Genomic DNA, 13,838 nt, shown 5'->3' with positions numbered 1-13,838 from the left:
TGCTCAGACAGGGCAAATGTCGCGCCAAAACAGATCTGGAAGTGGAAGCCGTTCAACACCGCTCGAAAACGGACCGGCAGAGAACCACCCAGCCCAGTCGTAGAGCGGACGGACGGGTCCCGACCCTACTCGGTCATAGAAGCAAGCCAATGGAGGCCTTGAAAGCAGACGTTGCAGCTGGACGCGCGCTGCGAACGCATGCTCTCGGATTCCCGCTTCCCGCGCTCGTGAGGCCGCCCGTTCAATCCACAGTCTGCATCTGGACGACGCCGCCGAGTTCACCGGGCTTGCCCGAGACCACCACGAGGTAGCGCCGGCTCGCGCCGGCATCCGTGCGGGTGATCTGGCGGATCGGGCCGATCGCGTTGACGATGGCCGCGCCGGCCGGGTTGGTCATGAAGGCGGCGAGCGGCTCCAGGCCTGCGGCCCCCTTCGGATCGGCGGCCAGCGCCAGCACGAACGGCATCTTCGAGGGCAGTCCCGTTACCGCGGCCTGCAGCGTCTGCAACACGCCCTGGTCGAACAGGGTGACCTGCGTCGCCGGCTTGCCATCGGTACCCGCGAGCGTCAGCGCGCTGGTCTTGCCGGCTGCGCCCAGCGCTTGGAGGTTTTGCATTCCGTCGCCCTCCGGCACGGCGTTCGGGACGTAGGCGACGCCCTGCGGACCCTGCCCGATCGGCACCTCGGCGATCACCGTGTTCGACGCGGTGTCGATCACCGCCGCCTTGTCGGCGTTCTCCAGGCCGACATAGACGCGGCTGCCGTCGCCCGAGGGCCAGAGCCCGTGCGGTAGGGCGCCGGTCGGAATGGTGGCGACCTGGGTGAAGTCGTCGGTGCGAAACACCTTGACCTGGTTCAGGCCGCCGATCGTCACGTAGGCGAACTGGCCGGCCTTGGTCGAGACGATGTTGACGTGGTTGGTGATCGGCCCGGTCTCGATCGTCTTCAGCGGCGCGAATGGCGGCGTCGCAGAGAACACCTGGGTCCGGCCGACATCCTTGAGGGTGAACCACACCTGCTTGCCGTCCGGTGTTGCGGCGATGTCGGGGCAGAACGGGCTCTCCTGCTTCACGCGCCCGACGATGGAGTGGGTCTTCGTGTCGATCACCACCGTCTCGGGGCTGAAGCTGGAGCAGACATAGCCGTAGGCGCCGTCCGGCGAGAAGATCGTCATGCCGGGCCCGTTCGGCACGGTGATTCGGCGCGTCTCCTTGGCGGTCGCGGCATCGAGCACGGCGATGTAGTCCTCGCCGCGCACGCTCACCCAGACCTCTCGGCCGTCCGGCGTGAAGAAGGCCTCGTGCGGCGCGCGGCCGACATAGGCGGTGTGGCGGACCGTGTTGGTCGCCGTGTCGATGAAGCTCACGGAGTTCGAGCCGATCGAGACCGCGAGCAGCGTCCTGTGGTCGGGCGAGAAGCCCATGCCGTGGACGAGGAGCTGGCCGCGATAGAGCGGGCTCAGGTTCATCGGCGTCGGGTCGCCGAGCCGGATCACGCCGAGCAGGACGTTGGCGGCGGGATCGACCACCGAGACCGTGTTGGAGAACTGGTCCGACGTATAGAACCGGTCCCTGCCGCTGACCGGCACGTCCGGTGCAAAGGCTGCACCCGGGGCCTGCCCGGCGAGAGCCGAGCCGGAGAGCATCGCGAGCGCGAGGAGGGTGAGGGCGGTCTTCATCGGCAGATCTCCGAAGGCATCTCGGCGGCAGGGGCCGTGCCATGGTGGTGAAGGTGGGTGGCTGCGGCAGACGAATCCGGCGCGGGAGGGAGATCGGCGAGCGCCCGGCGCATCACCGCGATCTCCTGGCCCTGTTCGACGATGATCCCCTGCGCGAGGCGGCGCAGGACCGGATCCTTGCCGTAGAGGAGCTCTGCCTGGGCCATCGCGATCGCGCCCGCGTGGTGCGGGATCATCATCGCAGCGAAGTCGCGGTCCGGATCGCCCGAAGGCGGGACCATCATGTCGGCATGCATCCGCGTCATCGACTGCGCCATCATCGCGTCGAAGGACGCGGAGACGATGGCCGGCGGCTCGGCGGCGGCCAGCGTCGGGGGCATCATCATCCGGCCGCCGACGAGGCCGCCGGCCATCACGGCGGCCGTGAGCGCAAATCCCAGTGCTCCGCGCATGGGCCGTCCTCCTCGTTCGTTGTCGATGGGAGAGATGCCGGGGAAACGGCTTTATTCCCTGGCCGGGGACGAATTGGTGGCCCTGCCGATGTGATCGATCTTTTCCAAATGTCAGTGGAATAGACGCGCCCGTTCGGCATCTCTCCCGATGCGGTCATGGTAGACCGCCGGAGACCTCACTCATGCGCACCATGCTGATCCGCGCCGCCTTTGCGGCCTTCGCCTTCTCCGCCGTCGCCGCCCAGGCCGCTGCGCCTGCGATAACGGCCGAGACTGCCAAGGGGCCGGCGCTCGTCGATTCCAAGAGCATGACCCTCTACACCTTCGACAAGGACATGGGCGGCAAGTCGATGTGCAACGGCCCCTGCGCCGCCAACTGGCCGGCACTGATGGCCGCCTCCGGCTCGGCTGCTAGTGGCGACTGGACGATGGTGACGCGGGACGACGGCACGATGCAGTGGGCCCACAAGGGCAAGCCGCTCTACACCTTCGCCAAGGATACGAAGCCCGGCGACATCACCGGCGACGGATTCCTCAACGGTGCATGGCACATCGCCAAGCCCTAATCGGTAAAGCCTCGTGGACGAGATCGCCGCCCTCATCGAACCGCAGATCCCAGCGTTGCGGCGCTACGCAGTCGCACTGTTGCGGGACCGCGAAGCGGCGGACGACCTCGTCCAGGACACTTTGGAGCGGGCGTTGTCCGCCTGGTCCGGACGTCGCCGCGACGGCGACCTGCGAGCCTGGCTGTTCACGATCGAGCGCAACCTGTTCCTTGGCACTGTTCGACGCCGGGGCCGGCGCGGCATCGATGTCGGCGCTGAGGCTTTGGAGCAGGTGCCCGATCCGGGTGCCGACCCCGAGGCCGCTATGGGGGCACGCGACGTGCTCACCGGGCTCGACACCCTGCCCGAGGAGCAGCGCTCGGTGCTGCTCCTCGTCGCGGTCGAGGATCTGTCTTATGCCGAGGCGGCCCAGGTGCTCGGGGTACCGCTCGGCACGGTGATGTCGCGGTTGAGCCGGGCCCGGACGCGGATGCGCGGTTTTCTGGAAACTGGCCGGACCGGACTCTTGAGGAGGGTGAAATGAGCGGGGATCCGCGCCCGGTCGGCGAGGACGACCTCCACGGCCTGATCGACGGTCGTCTCGAACCGGAGCGGCAGGCGCTGGTCGAGGCATGGCTCAGGGGAAACCCCGCGCGGGCGGCGGAGGTCTCGGCGGATCGCGCCCTACGCGAGCGCTTGCGTGCCCGCCTCGCGCCGATCGCCGAGGAGGCGATTCCGGCGCGGCTCCGGGTGGCCAACATCCGCTCGCGACATCGCCCGATAACCTACCGCTGGCTTCCGGTCGCGGCTGCGGCCGTGCTCTGCCTCGCGGTCGGCGGCGCCGCCGGCTGGTTCGGCCATGCCGCGCGGCAGGTACCCACGGTCACGCTCGCGCGAACCGAGCCAGCGACCGACGACGCGGTGGCGGCCTTCCGCACCTACGTGGTCGAGGCGGTGCATCCGGTGGAGGTGCGCGCCGACGAGAAGCCGCACCTTGTTACGTGGCTCTCGAAGCGCCTCGGCCGGGCGGTGACCACCCCCGACCTTACGGCGTACGGCTTCCGCCTGATGGGCGGCCGGCTGCTGCCGGCGGGTTCCGAATCCGCCGCGATGCTGATGTACGATGACGACCACGGCACCCGGCTGACACTCTACAGCCGCGTAGGCGATGCGGATGGCCGCACGGTGTTCCGCTTCGCCCGCGAGGGCGACATCGCCGCCTTCTCCTGGGTCGATGGCGGCATGTCCTACGTCGTCACGGGTCGCACCGACGAGGCGCGGCTGTTGATCGTCGCGCAGTCGGTCGACGCGCAAGTCCGTGGACTGCCGGTTCCGCAGCGGCAACCATGACCCTCGACCAACTCCGCATCTTTGTGGCGGTGGCCGAGCGACAGCACGTGACGCGGGCCGCCGAAGCGCTGAACCTCGTCCAGTCGGCGGTCAGCACGGCGATCGCCAACATCGAGGGGCGACACGCCACCAAGCTCTTTCACCGGGTCGGCCGCGGGATCGAGCTGACTGAGGCGGGGCGCATATTTCTCGTCGAGGCCCGCGCCGTGCTCGCCCGGGCCGAGGCCGCCGAACTGGTGCTCGCCGACCTCAGCGGCCTGCGGCGCGGGACGCTGGCGCTCTACGCCAGCCAGACCATCGCCAGCGACTGGCTGCCTCGCCACCTCGTCGCCTTCCGCCGGGCCTACCCTGAGATCGCTATCCGGTTGGCGGTGGGCAACACCACCGACGCCGCCGACGCGGTGCGCGCCGGGCAGGCCGAACTCGGCTTCGTCGAGGGGGCGCTCGACGACCCGACGCTTGCGAGCACCACCATCGCGCAGGACCAACTGGTCCTCGTGGTCGCCCCTGGCCATGCCTTCGCCGGGGCGACCGACCTCGAACCCGAAAATCTCGCCGGGGCCGACTGGGTGCTGCGCGAGGCGGGATCGGGAACCCGCTCGGCCTTCGAGGCGGCCCTGGGTGCGGCCGGCCTCGCAGCCGCCCAGCTTCGGGTCACGCTCGAACTGCCCTCTAACGAGGCGGTGCGCGCCGCCGTCGAGGCCGGGGGCGGGGCCGCCGTCCTGTCCGAGACCGTGGTCGCCGCCGCGCTTCGGACCGGAACCCTGGTGCGGGCGGCGTTCGCCCTGCCGAGCCGGCCGTTCCGGGTGCTGCGCCACAAGGAGCGCTACCGCAGCCGGGCCGCCGACGCGTTGCTCGACCTGATCGCGACGGCGGATGCCGGATGAGCGATCCTGCGAAACCCGTGCACCCCGACGATCCCCGGGTGAGGCTCGCCGAGGACCGGACGGTTCTGGCAGCCGAGCGTACGTTCGTGGCGTGGCTTCGCACCGGGCTCGCCTTCCTCGGCGTCGGCCTGGCCGCGCAGCGCTTCCTGCGGGAGGTGCTGGCGGTCTGGCCGCTGAAGGTGCTGTCGCTCACGTTGATCGCCTGCGCGCTTGCCTCGTTCGCCGGCGCCGCATGGCGGGACCGGGCGATCCGGGCGCGTCTCGCCGATGCCGAGATCCCGATGATGCCGCGCATCCTCACCGTCGGGATCGTGGCCTTGCTGATCGCGATCTCGGGCCTTGCGGCCACCGCCCTGCTCTGGGCGTGACGGTCAGGCCACAGTGACCCGTACCCGGTGCCAGGCGGCGCTGAGGTAGCCCTTGTAGTTCCAGGTGTCGTCGGGCGCGGCCGGCTGGGTCTGGCCGGCGGAGTCCCAGGCCCGCACCGCGAGTTCGTGCTCGCCCGCGGTCAGCTCGCGGTCGATCTCCCAGAACGTCCAGGCGTAGGGCGCGTCGGCATCGCGGTCGATCCGGGCCTGCGCCCAGCTGCGGCCGCCATCCGTCGAGACGTCGACGCGGGCGACCGCGCGATCGCTGGCGATGGCGTAGCCGCGGATCGCGTGCCGGCCGGGCTTCAACGCTGCGCCGCGGGCGGGCTCGCAGATCGCGCTGTTGAGCGGCATCGCCTCGATGGTGATGCCGTGGGCGGGGTCCGTGGTCTCGGCGGTCACGTCGGGCGGAAACAGCTTGTAGTCGTCGGCCTGCATCGGGTTGTCGGAGGGGTGGTCCTGCACCGTGATGCGGGCGAGCCATTTCGGGCTGCGGATGCCGGCAAATCCCGGCACCACCACGCGCAACGGATAGCCGTGCTCGGGGGCGAGAGGCTCGCCGTTCATCGCGAAGGCGAGCAGCGTCTCGGGCGCCAGCGCCTTGGCGAGCGGGATCGAGGCGCCGAAGCGTATGTCCGACCCCGCGATACGGTCGTGGCTCTCGAAGGCGACGTGGCGCGGACTGCCCGCATCGATCCCGGCGGCGTGCAGGACGTCGGCGAGCCGCACCCCAGTCCATTCCGCGTTGCCGATGGCGCCGGCCGCCCACGGGTCGCCGGCGACCGGGGCCACCGCCAGCATGTCGGCCCGGCGGTTGCCGGCGCATTGCATCACCGCCGTGACGGTGACGTGCGCGAAGCGTGCCTTCAGATCGGCGACGGACAATTCGAGGGGCGTCGCGATCATCCCGTCGACAGTCAGGCGGTAGCCGTCGGCGTCGAGGTCCGGGATGTCGCCGTGGCTGCGGACGTAGAAGTCGGCCTGGTCGGTGAGGAAGGCCGCCCGCAGGCGATCGAGCGGCGGCTCGGCATTGTAGGGCGCCTCGCCGTGCACGATGAGGCGGTCCTTGCGCTGGAACAGGCCGAGCATGGGGTTTTTGTCCTGCGTTCGTGACGTATCGACGACGAGAACGCGCCGGGGGCGATAAGGCCCCCGGCGCGCGTCGCCTCAGGGCTTCATCGTCGAGACCACCGCGTTCTTCGCCCGGTCCACTACGGCGACGCTGAGGTCGCGGTTGAGGACGTAGGCATGGGCGTTGTCGGCCGAGAACGCGATCGCCTGGCGCGGCTCGTTCAGGCCGGTCACCGTGGCGACGACCTTGAGGGTGCCGGTGTCGATCACCGAGAGCGAGTTGTCCTTCAGGTTGCCCGAATAGACGAAGCGCCCGTCCGGGGTCAGTGCGGCGCCGTAGGGGTCCTTGCCCACTTCCACTTCGGAGGTGACCTTATGGGCGGCGACATCGACCACGCCGATGGTATTACGGCCGCTGTTGGCGGCAAAAAGCGTCTTGCCGTCCTTGGTGATCGAGATGGCGCGCAGCTTGTCGAACCCGGCGATCTCACCGGTGATCTTGTTGGTGGCGGTATCGACCAACGTGATCTTGTCGCCAAGGAAGTTCGTGACGAACACGGTCTTGCCGTCAGGCGACAGCTTCACGCCCTGGCGCGGCTGCGCGAAGCCGGGGATCACGGCCTCGGCGAGCATGGTCCTGGTGTCGAACACGGTCAGCGTGCTCGCGGCCTCGTTGTTGACGTAGAGCTTGGCCCCGTCGGCCGAGAGCACCGTGCCGAACGCGCCGGGGCCGGCGGCGAGAACGCCGGCTTCCTTGCCGGTGGCGGTCTCATAGACCGTGATCCGGCCGGTGCCACTGTCGGAGACGTAGAAGCGGGCGCCGTCCGGCGCGAAAACGATGTTGCGCGGCGTGACGAAGCCGTCGAGGCGGCGCAGCACCGTGCCCTTGGCGACGTCGTAGACGATGACGGCGCTCTCCTCGCTGTTCGACACAGCGGCGACGGTCCCAGCGGCGTTCAGCGCCAGGGCGTTGTTCTTGATCGCGCCGTCGAAGCCAGCGGCGGACCCGGGCTGGCCCTGGGCGAGGAGCAAGGCGGCTCCGGCGAGGAGGGCGCGGAGGCTGGTGCGGACGTGGGTCATGAAGCGTGTCTCTCTGGCATGCGCGCTCGTTCGGCGGCCGGGGCCTGCCGTGAGGGCTGGTTCTAATTCGGATTGCGTGATGCGAGACCGGTTTGGCCGTGCATCGCCCTGGGGAGATGCCGGAGGGCGCGGTCTATTCCCCGAGGCCGGCGAAAAAAACGCGGCGGCCTCGGGATTCGGGGGTTCAGGGCGTCGGCTTCAACGCCGTGAGGTAGTCGACGATGGTCTGCACGTCGGCCGGATCGACCGGCGCCTTGTAGACGTGAACCATCTTGTTCACGGTCTCGGTCCACTGCGCCTTCGTGAGCTTGGGCTGGGTCAGCACCATCCCGGCCGAGTGGCAGGCGAGGCAGTTGTTGTTGACCGCCTCGGCCCCCGGCCCGTCCGGGAAGATCCGGTCGGAAGTCGGGAATTCGATCGATTGCGAGGTGAAGCGCATCGGCTCGGGAGCCGAAGCGGCGAACGCCACCAGGGGAGACAGTATGAGGGCGGCGATGAGGGCCGCAGGGCGGATCGGGTTCATGGCTGTTCTCCTCAAGCGGCCTGGAAGGACACGGCCTCGATGCCGTTCTGCATGAAGCCGGCCCCGTTCCAGACCCGGTCCAGGGGCTGCGCGACGCCGTTGGTGTTGGTGCAGCGGACCCTGACCGTGTGGCTGCCGGCAGCCAATGCCGGCAAGCTGCCGTCGAAGCGGCGGAAGCTGTAGGGGCCTTCGTCCGCGCCGAGCTGCGCCGGGAACCACGTCGCGCCGCCGTCGCCTGAGAAGTCCACCGCCTTCACCCCGCAATCGCCGCCGAAGGCGATGCCGCGCAACGCCACCGGCGTTCCGGCCGCCACCTTGGCGCCATCGGTCAGGTTGGTGACGAACGAGCGCGGCACCATCCTGTTGATCGGCACCGTCTTGAAGCCGGTCTGACCGGGCTTGATGTTAGCGCCCGGCACGTCAGGAATGCGGTAAGCGGTCTTCATCCAGTACCCGTCGTCGGGCTTGTCCAGCACTTCGATGTCGGACAGCATCTTGACCCAGTAGGTCGAGTACCAGCCCGGCACCACGAGCCGGAGCGGGAAACCATTGAGCAGCGGCAATTGCTCGCCGTTCATCGCGTAGGCGATCATCACCTCACCATTGTTGGCGTGCTTGAGATCGAGCGACTTCTTGAAGTCGGGCGCGTCGTCGACCACCGGCTCGTCGAGGCCGTTGAAGCGCACCTGCACGGCACCGGCCTTCACCCCGGCCTTTTCGAGCACGTCCCTGAGGCGCACGCCGGTCCAGCGGGCGTTGCCCATCGAACCGTTTGCCCATTGCGCGCCGGTCACCCGCGGCTCGAACAACCCGCGCGAATTGCCCGAGCACTGGTTCACTGCGGCGATCTCGAAGCGCGGCAGGCCGGCGATGGCGTCGAGCGAGAGCGAGAGCTCCTTCTCGACATGGCCGTGGACCTTGAGCCGGAAGGTGCCGGCATCGACTTCGGTCGGGATCGAGGCCCAGTGCCAGCGGACGTAGAAGCGGTCGTTGGGGGTGAATACACCCTCGTCGAACACCGAGAACGGCGTCTCCAGTAGCGGCGGATGAGTGCGCTGGAGGATCATCTCGGCCTTGCCCGGAAAGGCCGTGGTCAGCGCCCGCTCGTCCGGGCCGCCGGGCAGCGGAAGCTTCACCGAGCCCGCCGCCCAGGCCGGTATGGCGGCGCCGAGGCTTCCGAGCCCTAGGCCACCCAGGACGAGGCGGCGGTTCATCGGTCTGTCCAGTCCGTGCATGGTCTCTCCCCTTGAAGGATGTCGGCGTCGATGCGTTCGAAGGCATCGGACCCGTGGCGATTCCTCGCGACCAGGGAGATGCTACGGGATACGATTTATTCCCACCAACGGTCTTTCGCGATACGAATGATCTCCAAACGCGATGATTTGAGAAGTTTCGATCTCCAATGGGACGATCAAGGACGCCGTCTCGGCGTCACGCCGCCGGCGCGCCGACGGGCGCGGTCCTGCGACACCCGAACAGGGCGTGACGCTCGGAAAAACCGCGCAAGGCGACGGTGCCGAGCGGTTCAAGGGCATGTGCCAACCCGTCGATGAAGGTGTCGGTGGCGATCAGCGGCGTGTTGTAGGTCTTGCACAGGCGCTCGACGCGGGCGAGCACGTTGAGATCGCGGCCGATCGCCGTGAAATCGACCCGGTCGCCGCCGCCGATATTGCCGTAGGCGACCTCCCCGACATGAAGTGCGACGCCGACCTCGAAGGCAGCCCTGTCACCGTTGCGCAGGGTCGCAAGCGCATCAAGCGCGGCCTCGGCGGCACGCAAGGCGGCACTGCGCGCCTCGGCCTCGTCGCGATCGGCATCGAACACGGCCAGTAGCCCGTCGCCGATGTACTTCAGCACCTCGCCGCCTTCCGCCTCGACGGCCGGCACGATGGCATCGAACATCCGGTTGAGGGCGGCCACGACACGGTCGGGGCTTTGCCGGTCGGACAGTTCGCCGAACCCGCGCAGGTCGGTCAGCATCATCGCGGCCCGCATCAAGCGTACGTCGCCGCGCCGCACCGTGCCGGTCAGGATTTGCCGCGCCGGGTCGCGTCCGACATAGGCGCTCAGCACCGCGCCTAGCATGTCGTCGAGCGCCTTGATCTCGAACAGCAGCGAGAACGGCTCGACCAGCGCCAGCAACGTGCAGATCTCGATCGGCGTGAAGCCGCCCGGTCTCGCCGTGGCCCAGGAGGCGGCGCCCATGCGTCCACGCGCGGCGCGCAGCGGCACGATGAGGTAGTCGGTTAGACCCTCGGTGCGAAGCTCGCCGAGCACGGGAAACGGCAGCGGCCCATCCCCGTCGAGACGGCATCGGAACGGGGTACGGGTCTCGACTACGCGCTCGACGGTGTTGCCGTGGAACGTCGGCGTACTCTCGATGCCGTGGCGGCGACGCAAGGCTAGGCTCGACGCTCCTGGATGCCAGACGCGCATTACCCAGCGGAACGACGGATGCAGGGTCGGCGCGTGGGTGGTGGCGCGGGCCAGTGGCAGGCCAAGCCCCGAGAGGCACGCACTGAACCCGTCGAGAAGGGCTGCCGCGTCCGCCGCTTCGCGACCCGGCCCCATCAACCATCCCGTCCCCTGCGCGACCGCCTCGGACGAAGATTGGGACGAACGTGTCACGGCAGTTCTTTCATCAAGGAGTTGGATCGATGCCATAGCGCGGATCAGACGAGGCCGAGCACGCGGATCAGGCCGAGGCTGACGGCGCCGAGGGCGAGGAGCGAGGCGACCACCGCGAGGGTCACCCGCGCCCCGGCCTTGGCGACGCTGCGCACGTCGACCCCGAGGCCGAGCGCCGCCATCGAGACCACGGTCAGCACGTTGGCGGTCTCCGACATCGGCGCGAGCGCAACCGGCGGGATCAGGCCCGTCGAGCGAAGGCCCGCGAGCGCAAGGAAGGCGAGGATGAACCACGGCACCAGGCGGTGGATCGCGAGGCCGCCGCGGGCCGGGCGGTCGCCCGCGGTGACGCCGGGGGCGGCCTCGTCGGTCTCCTCGCGCAGCCGGCTCGCGCCGAGCGAGAGCACCAGGACGATCGGGCCTAGCATCAGCACCCGGACGAGCTTCACCAGGGTTCCGACCTGGACGCTGAGCGCCGCGACCGGCGCGGTGGCGGCGAGCACCTGCGGCACGGCGTAGACGGTAAGGCCGGCGAGCACGCCGTACTGCATCGGCGACAGGCCGAGCAGCGGCACCAGCAGCGGCAGGCCGAGCACCACCAGCACGCCTAGCACCGCAGTGAAGGCAATGGAGGCGGCGACGTCCTCGCCGTCTGCGCCGATCACCGGTGCCGTGGCGGCGATCGCCGAGTTGCCGCAGATCGAGTTCCCGCAGGCCACGAGGATCGCCATGCGCGGATGCAGCCCGAGCGCTCGGCCGATGCCGTAACTCGACAGGATCGCGACCACGACGACGCCCGCGATGCCGAAAAGCAGACCCGGACCGGCGGCGAGGATCGTCGTGAGGCTGAGCGAGGCCCCGAGTAGAACGACCGCGATCTCCAGTACGGTCTTGGCCCCGAAGGCGATGCCGGGAAAGAAACGTTGCGACGGGGTCCAGGCGGTGCGGATCGCGCTCCCGAGCAGGATCGCCAGCACCAGGGCTTCGAGCCAGGCGCGACCGAACAGATGCGCCTCGACGGCCTCGAAGCCGACCGCTGCGGCGGTGACCGCCATACAGAGACCCAGTCCCGGAAGGATGGCTCTCGTGCCGGCCAAGGCACGCATTGACCGAGCGTGGGAGAAAAGTCTGGGCGCGGACATGGGTGGCTCCGATGTGATGCCGGAGAATCCCATGTTCTTTTCATTCACTCCAACGGAATGATTAGATGCTTCCCATCACTGAAATAGATGAAATAAGTGCCCCTTCGCAGATCACGGAGACCCATTGTGAGAGGCCGACAGGCGGATACACCCGTCGATCCAGTGGGCCTTGATCGTCGTGTCCGCGGCAAGCTCATAGATCCTGACGGAGCCCGTCGCGAGTTCGAGGTGCTCGACCTCCGCCGGGCTGAGGTCTTCGAGCGCCATCACAAGGGCCCGCAGGCAATTGCCGTAGGCGACGACGAGCACGTCTCCGCCCATGACCGCCGGCTGGATGGTTCGGAGGTAGCATGGCACGATACGGGAGACGGTATCGCGCAGGCTCTCACCGTTCGGCGGCGCCTCTGCGTAGGAGCGGCGCCAGGTCTCGATCCGCTCCGCCCCCCAGCGCGCATCGGCGGCGATCTTGTCGAGCCCGCTGAGGTCCCCGTAGTCTCGCTCGTCGAGCGCGGCGAAGCTTTGGGGGACCAATCCGGGTTGCCCGAGCGCATCGAGGATAAGCCGGCCGCTCACGACGGCCCGCGTTAGCGTCGAGGTGAAGGCAGCGGAAAAGCGCCAGTTGCACTCTGCCAAACGCCGGCCGGCTGCCTCGGCTTCCCTCCGGCCCTGCTCGGTCAAGGGCGAGTCCAGCAATCCCGTGAACAGGCCGGATCGGTTGGCTACGCTCTGGCCATGCCGGACCAGCACGAGATGTCGCGTGACCGGGGCTTTGCAATCGTGAATCACCCTGTCTCCCGAGGCAGAGCACTTTCGTGCTGGTCGCATCGCCTCTGATGATGTCGGCATCCGACTTTAACGAACTTCGACCCTGCGATGGGTTGGACCGTCCATCCGGAGACGGCGGGTCATCCTAGGTCCGCTTATGAACGTCTTGCGACTGAAAGCAGCCAAGCTGCTTCCCACCCAACCCGGTCGTTGACCGCTGCCTCAACAAGCCGGGAGCGGACCTTCCGAGGGTCGGCAAGAGGCCGGGCGTGGGCCCAGGGAACGGGTTCCATCCGTCAGATTTCATCCACTAGAGATACCTGAGCCAGGCGATCTCGCGTCGGGATGCCTTGAAGCGCGAGAACCAAGCCGTCGGCCAGTAGAGGGGCACGACCAGGCCGACGTACCAGGCCAGCACCCAGCCATAATCTGCCACGCCGAACACGCTGCCCTGCGTCGGGCCCCAGATGGCGGCGGCACCGTGATACAGGAGCCGCAGGATCGTCAGGTGGAGCAAGTAGAAGAACATCGGCGCACCGCCGAACACCGCCAGGGCCGAGACGACCGGGGCGTCGCGCATCCGTTCAAGGGCAACCAGGAGCAGCGCCCCGATCCCGAGCGTCAGCAGCAGGAACAACAACGAGGGGGGATACTTCGTCAGCGAGACGAAGCTCAACGTGGTTCGAAGCGCGTCGCCCTCGACGACGAACCAGGGCTTGTCGCCGTAGCCGTTCGCCAGACGCAGGACCATGAAAGCGACGAGCATCCCGCAGCCAAGGGCCAGAAACCGGCGCTCGCGGGTTTGCGCCGCGACGGTAGGCAGGAACCACGGGCCGATTGCGTAGCCGAGCACGATCACGCCGATCCACGGGAGTACCGGATAGGTCGTCTTGGCGACCAGCCCAAACGGCAACGCGATGACGTCGCGCTGGTGCAGCATCGCCCAGACCGCGAAGAACGGTTGGTCAGGCTGGAGGTGGATCGGGTCGAGGAGGTTGTGGCCGCAGACGACCAGCAGCCCCACCGTGAACAGGATCGGACGTGGCAAGCCGACCAGCACCGCGAGGACGATCATGCAGACGCCGATGCACCAGATGACCTGCAGCCAGAGCGTCGGGCTGGCCACGCCCCAGTACAGTTCCGACAGGTAGAGGACCTCAAGCGCCATCAGCACGAGCCCACGCTTCAGCAGGTAGGCCCGCGTCTCCGCCAGCGTGTGCCGGGTGCCGAACAGGTACGCAGCCACGCCGGTCAACGCGATGAAGATGGGTGCGCACAGGCTGACGAGGAGGCGGGCCAGGGCCACGGCCGGCAGGGCAGTCCGGGCGTCGACCGGGTCGGCTACGGGA

At 68.5% G+C, this 13,838-nt stretch carries 15 protein-coding genes; 5 read left to right on the top strand and 10 right to left on the bottom strand.

Annotated features, from left to right (window positions below):
- Window positions 1–241 precede the first annotated feature (241 nt).
- Entirely contained in the window at window positions 242–1,678 is a 1,437-nt protein-coding gene (locus FV226_RS24020) for a YncE family protein (RefSeq protein WP_056217678.1), read from the bottom strand.
- Complete coding sequence (locus FV226_RS24015; RefSeq protein WP_056160290.1) at window positions 1,675–2,130, bottom strand: DUF305 domain-containing protein; 456 nt, start codon at window positions 2,128–2,130, stop codon at window positions 1,675–1,677. Before FV226_RS24015 ends, FV226_RS24020 begins: the two co-directional genes overlap by 4 nt.
- A 182-nt stretch (window positions 2,131–2,312) precedes the next feature.
- On the opposite strand from FV226_RS24015, the gene FV226_RS24010 reads away from it, so the two are divergent.
- The 5 genes from FV226_RS24010 to FV226_RS23990 are packed head-to-tail and all read left to right on the top strand — an operon-like array spanning window position 2,313 to window position 5,280.
- Complete coding sequence (locus FV226_RS24010; protein ID WP_056160287.1) at window positions 2,313–2,696, top strand: hypothetical protein; 384 nt, start codon at window positions 2,313–2,315, stop codon at window positions 2,694–2,696.
- A gap of 13 nt (window positions 2,697–2,709) precedes the next feature.
- On the top strand, window positions 2,710–3,219 hold the full coding sequence (locus FV226_RS24005; protein WP_056217681.1) for an RNA polymerase sigma factor: 510 nt from the start codon (window positions 2,710–2,712) through the stop codon (window positions 3,217–3,219).
- Window positions 3,216–4,025 carry an anti-sigma factor gene (locus FV226_RS24000; RefSeq protein ID WP_056160280.1) on the top strand — a complete coding sequence of 270 codons (810 nt, stop codon included), beginning with the start codon at window positions 3,216–3,218 and terminating at the stop codon, window positions 4,023–4,025. Before FV226_RS24005 ends, FV226_RS24000 begins: the two co-directional genes overlap by 4 nt.
- Window positions 4,022–4,912 carry a LysR family transcriptional regulator gene (locus tag FV226_RS23995; RefSeq protein ID WP_056217684.1) on the top strand — a complete coding sequence of 297 codons (891 nt, stop codon included), beginning with the start codon at window positions 4,022–4,024 and terminating at the stop codon, window positions 4,910–4,912. The genes FV226_RS24000 and FV226_RS23995 overlap by 4 nt, the downstream gene beginning before the upstream one ends.
- Complete coding sequence (locus FV226_RS23990) at window positions 4,909–5,280, top strand: DUF202 domain-containing protein (RefSeq protein ID WP_056160273.1); 372 nt, start codon at window positions 4,909–4,911, stop codon at window positions 5,278–5,280. Before FV226_RS23995 ends, FV226_RS23990 begins: the two co-directional genes overlap by 4 nt.
- Before the next feature lie 3 nt (window positions 5,281–5,283).
- On the opposite strand, the gene FV226_RS23985 is transcribed toward FV226_RS23990, so the two are convergent.
- The 8 genes from FV226_RS23985 to FV226_RS23950 all read right to left on the bottom strand — a co-directional run.
- Entirely contained in the window at window positions 5,284–6,369 is a 1,086-nt protein-coding gene (locus tag FV226_RS23985) for a sulfite oxidase (protein WP_147764892.1), read from the bottom strand.
- 78 nt (window positions 6,370–6,447) lie between these two features.
- Window positions 6,448–7,431 carry a beta-propeller fold lactonase family protein gene (locus FV226_RS23980; protein WP_056160267.1) on the bottom strand — a complete coding sequence of 328 codons (984 nt, stop codon included), beginning with the start codon at window positions 7,429–7,431 and terminating at the stop codon, window positions 6,448–6,450.
- A gap of 184 nt (window positions 7,432–7,615) precedes the next feature.
- Complete coding sequence (locus FV226_RS23975) at window positions 7,616–7,954, bottom strand: cytochrome c (RefSeq protein ID WP_056160265.1); 339 nt, start codon at window positions 7,952–7,954, stop codon at window positions 7,616–7,618.
- An 11-nt stretch (window positions 7,955–7,965) separates the two neighbouring features.
- On the bottom strand, window positions 7,966–9,189 hold the full coding sequence (locus FV226_RS23970) for a molybdopterin-dependent oxidoreductase (RefSeq protein ID WP_056217685.1): 1,224 nt from the start codon (window positions 9,187–9,189) through the stop codon (window positions 7,966–7,968).
- Between the two features lie 196 nt (window positions 9,190–9,385).
- Entirely contained in the window at window positions 9,386–10,525 is a 1,140-nt protein-coding gene (locus FV226_RS23965) for an adenylate/guanylate cyclase domain-containing protein (RefSeq protein WP_056217688.1), read from the bottom strand.
- Between the two features lie 101 nt (window positions 10,526–10,626).
- Window positions 10,627–11,724, bottom strand: coding sequence for a putative sulfate exporter family transporter (locus tag FV226_RS23960; RefSeq protein WP_200913232.1), 1,098 nt, complete (start codon window positions 11,722–11,724; stop codon window positions 10,627–10,629).
- Between the two features lie 111 nt (window positions 11,725–11,835).
- Window positions 11,836–12,510 carry a 2,3-bisphosphoglycerate-dependent phosphoglycerate mutase gene (locus FV226_RS23955; protein WP_147764891.1) on the bottom strand — a complete coding sequence of 225 codons (675 nt, stop codon included), beginning with the start codon at window positions 12,508–12,510 and terminating at the stop codon, window positions 11,836–11,838.
- Window positions 12,511–12,799: 289 nt separating this feature from the next.
- Window positions 12,800–13,838: heparan-alpha-glucosaminide N-acetyltransferase domain-containing protein (locus FV226_RS23950; protein ID WP_147764890.1), on the bottom strand; the 1,039-nt coding region annotated here is incomplete at its 5' end.

The organism is Methylobacterium sp. WL12 (genome assembly GCF_008039475.1).
In the GTDB taxonomy this organism is placed as follows: Bacteria; Pseudomonadota; Alphaproteobacteria; order Rhizobiales; family Beijerinckiaceae; genus Methylobacterium; species Methylobacterium cerastii.
This window is presented reverse-complemented; position numbering and strand designations above follow the sequence as displayed.